We start from the raw sequence: 7,455 nt of genomic DNA, 5'->3' as shown, positions 1-7,455 counted from the left end.
TTTTAGCGACACCTCTGGTTTAAAGGTAGAGTCAATACTTTGCTTGGCTGGTTTGTAGATTCCTATCTGATAGGTTTTTTGTTTAGGCTTAAGATCTTTATCAGATTGATAGCGATAAGTCATCTGCCAAAATAGTGAGCCATTTGGATGTTGTATCAGATATAGGTTATTGCCATCACCATGGCGTGTGACTTTAGTAGGCGTGGGTTGTTTGGCGATTGCTTTCGCACCAGCGTCAGTTAATCGGTAGTCTTGTCTTCTCGTCATAGCTTATACCCCAAGGTGTCGAGAGGTTTAACAACAACCTCACTGCATAATTAACAACAAAAAATGACGTTGTATATTATTTAACAACTCATTTAACAACATTGTAGAGGTGCTAGTAGGTAATGACAAGTGTTTAATAAAGACTCATAACTAGGTATGATAGGCGTTTAAAGGGTTTGAGGTAATGCGAGGTGATGTCTAAATACAATGGTTGGTGCGCCCACCAAGACTCGAACTCGGATCGATCGCTTAGGAGGCAACTGCTCTATCCTGTTGAGCTATAGGCGCATAATGGAGTGCTATTGTAGAAAAAAGCACTCATAAAAGCAATGAATAATAGATAAACAGAGTGATTTGGATTTACTTGCCGTTACTAAGTGCTTCGGCTACATCTACTGACAGCTCGTCTGTTGCTTGTTTTCCTCGAGAGTTCGGTTTGAACAAGTCAGTCATCTCGTTTTTATAGCCGTCGATATTGTCATAATCGTGTCTACTCAATACATCTTGCCCTGTACTTGAGAGCAAAAAGTTTCGAAAGTTAATGGCAACAGGGTTTTGCGTTAAGATAACACCATCAGCTGCTTGTTTATCTTTTAAGGCATAGCTAAAAGACACAAGACTACGGGTATTAGCATTGTCATTTTTACCTTCAGTAGTGACCGCTTCATCAGCACTGCCGTCTATATTGAGAATATCGTTCACATCAGCATTTTGCGCAGTGCTATCATTTATTTTAGTTTGGTTATACTTATCTTGTGCCATTTTTAGTTTTTCTTGTAGCGGTGACAGGCGTTCTGTCGATAGGTTGCTACTGGCAATAATCATATCAATATCAACGACGAAAGGAGAGCCTTCATTAGCAATGAGGTTGCTGTCTGTGAAGTTGTTGTCTGATAGTGTAAGGAGGGCAGTAGAAGATACATAGTTTGTCAAGATTTGCACATTAGGATAGCGTGATTGAAAGCTTGTAATGACGTCATCCAAGGGTTCTTGCAATTTCTCTTCTGCTTGGATATGCAACGAGCTTTTGGTAATGCTATCTTCGTCCTCTTCGGCAGTTGATGATCCACTCTCGTTTGCCATAATAGGCAGTGGATCCATATTTTTACGGTTGCTGGTCCATAACCAAGTAAAGATTGCGATAAAAATGATCAACAGCAGTAAAATTAGCCCAGCCAGTAGCAGCTTGTAGTCTTTCATATAGTACCGATCTTCTTTTTGTTGGTTTATTTGAATGTGAGCTAAAGCTGTTGTTGCAGCACTTCATCGGCTAAATCCGCCAGCATATCTGCAAAAATATCGGTTGCTTCTCCTGCAACGAGCGTGGTTTTTTGTTCAGGAGCTTTATGACCAGTAGTGTTGTCATTGTTTGGATGGGTAGATGGGTAGTTTGAAGGGGAAGTAGGCTGATTGTCAATGGTTTTTGCCACTGCTGCTTGATGTGCAGCTAACGGTGATTGCCCAGTACTCAGCTTATCTTTAAGCCACTTAAAACCATGTGTTTCCCACCATGCTTCAAAGCGTGGTAACGTACTGCCACGTACTGCAACAGGGAGATTTAACGTGCGTAATTTTTGTGCTAAAACAGGGTCGTTTATGGCCTGATGGATACTGAGGTAGAGTGCACTGCTATCATCAGTATAGGGCTGTCTATTCTGCCAAGATCTGTCATCAATTTTCATACGTGGCAATTGCCATAGCTCACCGCGATAGTATACAACGTATAAACGTCGTTTAGGATCAACGAAAATGGCATCAATGGGACGCAAGCGCATAGTATTTAGTTATCTCGTTAATAAAAAGAGTTAAAAGGTGCAATGGTTGGTCGGATAAAAGCGATGACCGTTTTTTTATAATTATGAGTAGGTTAAGCGCGACACTGACTGTCGCAAGGTATTATAATGCTGGTATCTATACTGGTAAACGATCCCTATCAATGGCACACTGATAGGGATCATCCTTTATCATTATCATCAATAGTATTGTAATGAGTCGTTATCATTAAAGGTGCAAAACTGGTGATTATTTTTATCTGACACTTAAGACTATCATTCTAGCAGAAATACACTGTAGTAACGACCGCGAAACATAGATTGCTAAGTATCGCCTGTCGCCTTCTTTATTTGTAGTGTATGCGTATAGAGGGTCTTTTAAATCCAGTATCAACAGGTTCGCTCGCTTACTACGTCGATACGACTTCCTTTAAATTGTTAATAACAGTGCTTATGTCTTAAAGTCTTCAAACAATACTTATTCGCTTCACTATTCCATTATCCCAATCAGACTATTCTCTATGTTTACCATTATTCAGTCGCACCGTACCGAACGCTTAGTTGAGCAGTTACTTGACGCTTATAAGTCTAAAAACCTACCTATCTTTGAAGAGTTCATTGTCATCGTGCCATCGATGGTGCTGGGTGATTGGCTGGATAAGTCGATTGCCAGTCAGGCGGGCATCAGTACTTTAGTCACGACTAAGTTTTGGGGACAGTATCAATGGACGTTGATGCAAAAGGTCTTGGCTGAGCACAATGTCTGGTTAGAGTCCAATCAGCGAACGCAAGAGATTGTAACGGTGCCAGAAGTGGCAGTGTTGACTGGTGCTGTGATGCAGTGGCGTCTGTTTGGTTACTTTACTTATTACCAAGCACAGATTATGGCAGATGATAAGCATCCTTTGTATCCGCTGCTATCAGCGTTATTGGATGAAGAAGCAGATCGCAGTCAGCAAGACATACGGCTATGGTCGTTGGCGACGGATTTTTCGCGAGTATTTAGTCGTTATCTGACTCATCGTGAGGACTGGCTGACGCTATGGTCTGATAACAAGCCTGTCGATGTAGAGTTGCTCGTCGCTGAAAAAGATAAGCTGACGCTAGAATTCGATAAGCATGCTGGCAAGACACCTGAGTGGTTGGTTGCGCATTATACGGAGCTGGAGTTTGCCCAGCGACATTTATGGCGTTTGTTATTTGCCTCAGTATACGAGCATCGCGCGTCTATTGAGACACGATTTTGGCAGATTATGGCGCAAGATAAAGCAGATAGTGGTGTAGATATCCAAGCGATATTACCAACGCAACTGCATATTTTCACCATTCAGCAATTACCACAAAATGAGCTTAACTTTTTACAGCGTTTATCGACATATCTTGATATCACCTTATTACATTACAATCCATCGCAGTTGTTTTGGGCAGATATTGTTGACAAACAGTGGTTACAGCGTCAGCAAGTGATTAACCCTGAAAGCGTGTTTTTACGTGATTACGGGCATACGCTATTGTCACGCTTGGGTAAGCAGTCGCGTGAGACCTTTGCCATGCTGGCAAGTTTATCTGGTAATGAAGATAAAAATGGCTTTAAGTTAAATTGGCAAGATAAATTTGATGTTGGTTATCAGCAAACACCTGAAACAGAATCAGAGTCCGAGCACCCGCTAAGTTTGCTGGCGAATTTACAGCAAGATGTGTTGATGCTGGATGAAAGCGCAACGCCGCAAACCACCGCTGGAAGATTAAGTGCTGCGCTTAGTAAGCAAATGCAAATGGATTCGAGTAATAATGACGTCAGTGAGAAAAATAGCCTAAGCAAAAGTAATGATTCTGATTTATGGTATAGCGATGTCACCCTAAAAGGCAAACGCTACGAGCAATCACGCCAATGGCAATTATCGCAATATGATAATAGCCTGAGTATTCACTCCTGCCATAATTTACAACGTCAACTTGAAGTATTACGCGGCATGATTGGGCGCTGGTTAAACGAGTCAAATGAAGACGGTAGCACGCGTCATTTGTCCGATATCGTTGTATTACTACCTGACGTCGATCGTCATCATGAGCTCATTAATTCAGTATTTGTCAATGGAGAAGGGCAGGACGGTCTGACGCTACCGGCAAAAGTCACTGGCGTCGTCGATAAATCCATTCGACAGCTATGGGAAGCGATACGTGGCTTTTATGGGCTGCTAGGCAGTGACAGCGCCCGCTTTGAAGCGGCTGAAGTATTTGATTGGCTGATGCTGCCACCGCTATATGAGAGCCTTGGCTTAACGCATGAGCAGATGAGCCGTGCGTGTGATTTATTGGAACAAGCAGGGTTTGTACGTGGTTTTGATGAAGCGCATTTGCAGCAAACGCTTGATACACAAGACTACGATTACCGGTTTAGCTTTGCTCATGCACTGGATAAGATAGCGCTAGGTTTGGTCATGCCTGAAGCTGGTATCAGTGATTGCTTATATCCTGATCATTGGCAAGATAATACGTTAGCCGAAAAAACGATACCTATGTCGGCGATTAGTTTGGCAGATGCAGCGATTGTTGAAGCGCTATGCCGTGTTTATAGCGGATTACATCATTGCCGTTACGAGTTTCAAGCTCGTCATAATGCTGAGAATTGGCTCAATAATATTGAAAATCATATCATTCATCCGTATTTTGGCGCACTTGATCAAACGCGTCCGATGCGCGCTATTTTTAATGCCATGAACGGCTTTAAGAGTAGTTTGCGTGCCAACCGTCATTATCAGCGTTACCATGCTGATAATGATAGCCAGTCGAGTACGATGACAGATGATGCTTCCCATTCTTCAATGTCGCTACAGCTTGAAGCCAGCCAAGTTGAGTCAAAGTTATCACAAGTCAGTAATTTACCCTTAAAGCTGAGCTTTATGCTTGATAGTATCGAAGATGAGCTTGAGAGCCAGCAAGTCAGTGCCGAGCCGACTGGCGTGATTACCTTTGGACGTTTTGGCGCACTACGTAATGTACCGTTTGGTTTAGTGGTCATGCTCAATATGGATTTGTCCGAGTTCCCCAACCGTGACCGTGACAACCGTTATGACTTGATGAAATCTGGGCTGGCACGACGCGGTGATAGATTTAGTGAAGATGATGATAATGGCGCGTTTTTAGATGCGCTGCTCTGTGCTCGTAATGCTTGCTGGATTTTTTATAATGGTCAGCGTCTCACCGATACTCATGAGCATCTGCCAGCCAATCCGGTAAGTGAGCTATTGCAGTTCCTACAAGGTGAAGTGCAGTGGCAGTGGGATCCTTTAAAAACTGAGCAGATTAAAACTAAATCGTTAATGAGTGTTGATAGTGATGTTGATAGTGATGACCAATCAGCATTGGCCGCGCAAGTGCAGCGTTATTTGCCTAAGCTTATCGAGCAATGGCTAGTGACGCGTCATCCTGCATTACCGTTTGCGCAAGAAGTTTTTGTGCAGTCAAATACTGAATCCGTTGACTCAGCTAGCTTAATGACCAGTCAGGATGATGGGCAAGTGCTGATGAATTTACTTGCGTGTGCCATGCAAAAAGAAAAGTTGTACCAACAAAGCACCAATGCACCAGCGCGAGTTTGGAACGAGGTGTTTGAGCGCTTGCATTCTCAAAACGACCTTCATTTAAATCCTGTTAAAGTTAATCTGCCTAGCAAGGAAGACTATACCAATATTGCTCGGCGCATTTTATTAAATAATTTATCAAATGGCTTATTAGATATTGAAGCTGTGAATAATGAGGCCGTGCAAGGTGTGGATGAGCGCTTTGATATCAGCCAAGTGGATATGCAACATCTGTACTACCAAGTACGTCACCCTGCCAAGCATTTTTTACGAGAGCAGCAAGTACATGTTGTATTACCTGAAGATGAGATGGCACACCAAGAGCCTTTGTCGTTATCTGGTTTAAGTGCCTATCAGGTGAATGCGCAGCTACTTGATGAGTTAAATAAAGATATCGATATTAATAATACCAGCGCGAGCAACCAAGCTACTAAACGCATAAGCAATTTGCTATACGATCCCATCATGCCAGCAGGTGTGGCACGCCAATCAACGCTGCAATATCAGCAGCTTAAACTACAGCAGCAATGTCAGGAGTTCGTGGAACAGTTAGCAGCATTGGGTATTGATACTCATTGCCACACTAATGACAGTGCTCGTGATGAAGCCAGTAGAAATGCTAGTGCTCTGCTAACTCCTTGTGCTGAGACTATGATTACGGTTGATACCTCTGATATAAACCTTCAAGGTCAATTGCAGATTAAAGGCGTGGTGCCAGTTGTCGCTAATATTGCCACTCAAAGCTCAGACAAGTCGTTAGCTGAGTCATCCTCACCTGAGCTGTGGTTAAATATATTACCTAATAGTGCGCGGACACAGTATTTACTGCGTTTTTGGTTGGCGCATATTTATTGGCAGGTCGCAAGGCGTACCACTGAGGCGCAAGTGGCTGCTGGTGACGGTAGAAGTATCTGGCGCTTTAATAAAGGGAGTGATGAGTATAAATTCTCTAAAAATGACAGTACCTTTGAGCTTGCACCAATCGCTTATGACGATGCGCTGGCAGAGCTAACCAAATGGATCAGATTTGCACAAGTTGCAGCTAGTACACCAATAATCCTATTACCGGTATATGCGCTTAATTATTTACATAAACTGAGCAAAGAACCCGATTATCAACCCAAGCACAGTGATTTTGAAAGCTGGTTATGGCCAACTTATAACAGCGACGCCATCTATGACAGCTGCTCACAGCATGAGCTATGGCAATATATCCTTTATAAACAAGATGCCTTTGCCAAGTTAAAGGACGCCTTGCCTGCATTGGCACAGCCTTTATTTGGGGCGATGGATGAAGCTTTAATAGCGCTGTAAGGCTATTGATGCTGAATAATAAATAATAATGATTTTCACCGTACGACACCGTACGAATTTGAACAAGTGATTTTTTATGGATCAATATAATAATGCTGGTAATGGTTTTGATGATGTCGGTCATGATTATAGCCATATTTTACCTGAAGACCTTTTTGACAACATAGCTGGCAAGACCGCTAATAAGCCAGAAGAACCGCCTGCGATTCGTATCAAGTTAAACGGTAAGTACTTGATAGAAGCTTCAGCTGGTACTGGTAAGACGTGGACTTTAACAGGTATTGTTTTGCGTTTATTAATTGAAGGAAAACGCGCACCTGAGCAGATTATCGCGACGTCCTTTACCCGGGCCGCTGCCGCTGAGATGCGCCAGCGTATCAATGAGCGTTTGACTGATTTTTATCAGCTATTGCAATGGTTTAATAGGCTAAAAATTGACTCTAGTCTCCGAGCTATTCTTTACCCACCGCTAATAAATGAAAGCATCAAAAAACCTAGTGATAAGACAGATCAAAGTG

General features: G+C 42.6%; 5 protein-coding genes and 1 tRNA gene. 2 read left to right on the top strand and 4 right to left on the bottom strand.

Going from position 1 to position 7,455, the window contains the following annotated elements; translation table 11 throughout:
* From CAN34_RS05245 to CAN34_RS05230, 4 genes are all read right to left on the bottom strand, one after another.
* Nucleotides 1-267 (bottom strand): Arm DNA-binding domain-containing protein (locus tag CAN34_RS05245; protein WP_133063018.1); only part of this gene is annotated, 267 nt, incomplete at its 3' end.
* Between the two features lie 212 nt (nt 268-479).
* A tRNA-Arg gene (locus tag CAN34_RS05240) sits at nt 480-555 on the bottom strand.
* A gap of 72 nt (nt 556-627) precedes the next feature.
* Nucleotides 628-1,467 carry a hypothetical protein gene (locus CAN34_RS05235; protein WP_089554747.1) on the bottom strand — a complete coding sequence of 280 codons (840 nt, stop codon included), beginning with the start codon at nt 1,465-1,467 and terminating at the stop codon, nt 628-630.
* Nucleotides 1,468-1,508: 41 nt separating this feature from the next.
* Nucleotides 1,509-2,042 (bottom strand): hypothetical protein, encoded by a 534-nt coding sequence (locus CAN34_RS05230; protein ID WP_089554746.1) that lies wholly within the window; start codon nt 2,040-2,042, stop codon nt 1,509-1,511.
* 518 nt (nt 2,043-2,560) lie between these two features.
* On the opposite strand from CAN34_RS05230, the gene CAN34_RS05225 reads away from it, so the two are divergent.
* Both CAN34_RS05225 and CAN34_RS05220 read left to right on the top strand, forming a co-directional pair.
* Nucleotides 2,561-6,937: an exodeoxyribonuclease V subunit gamma gene (locus CAN34_RS05225; protein WP_089554745.1), complete on the top strand. Its 4,377-nt coding sequence runs from the start codon at nt 2,561-2,563 to the stop codon at nt 6,935-6,937.
* 76 nt (nt 6,938-7,013) lie between these two features.
* The coding region (locus CAN34_RS05220) for a UvrD-helicase domain-containing protein (protein ID WP_133063017.1) at nt 7,014-7,455 on the top strand (442 nt) is incomplete at its 3' end.

The organism is Psychrobacter sp. DAB_AL32B (assembly GCF_002224105.1).
Lineage (GTDB): Bacteria > Pseudomonadota > Gammaproteobacteria > Pseudomonadales > Moraxellaceae > Psychrobacter.
This window is presented reverse-complemented; position numbering and strand designations above follow the sequence as displayed.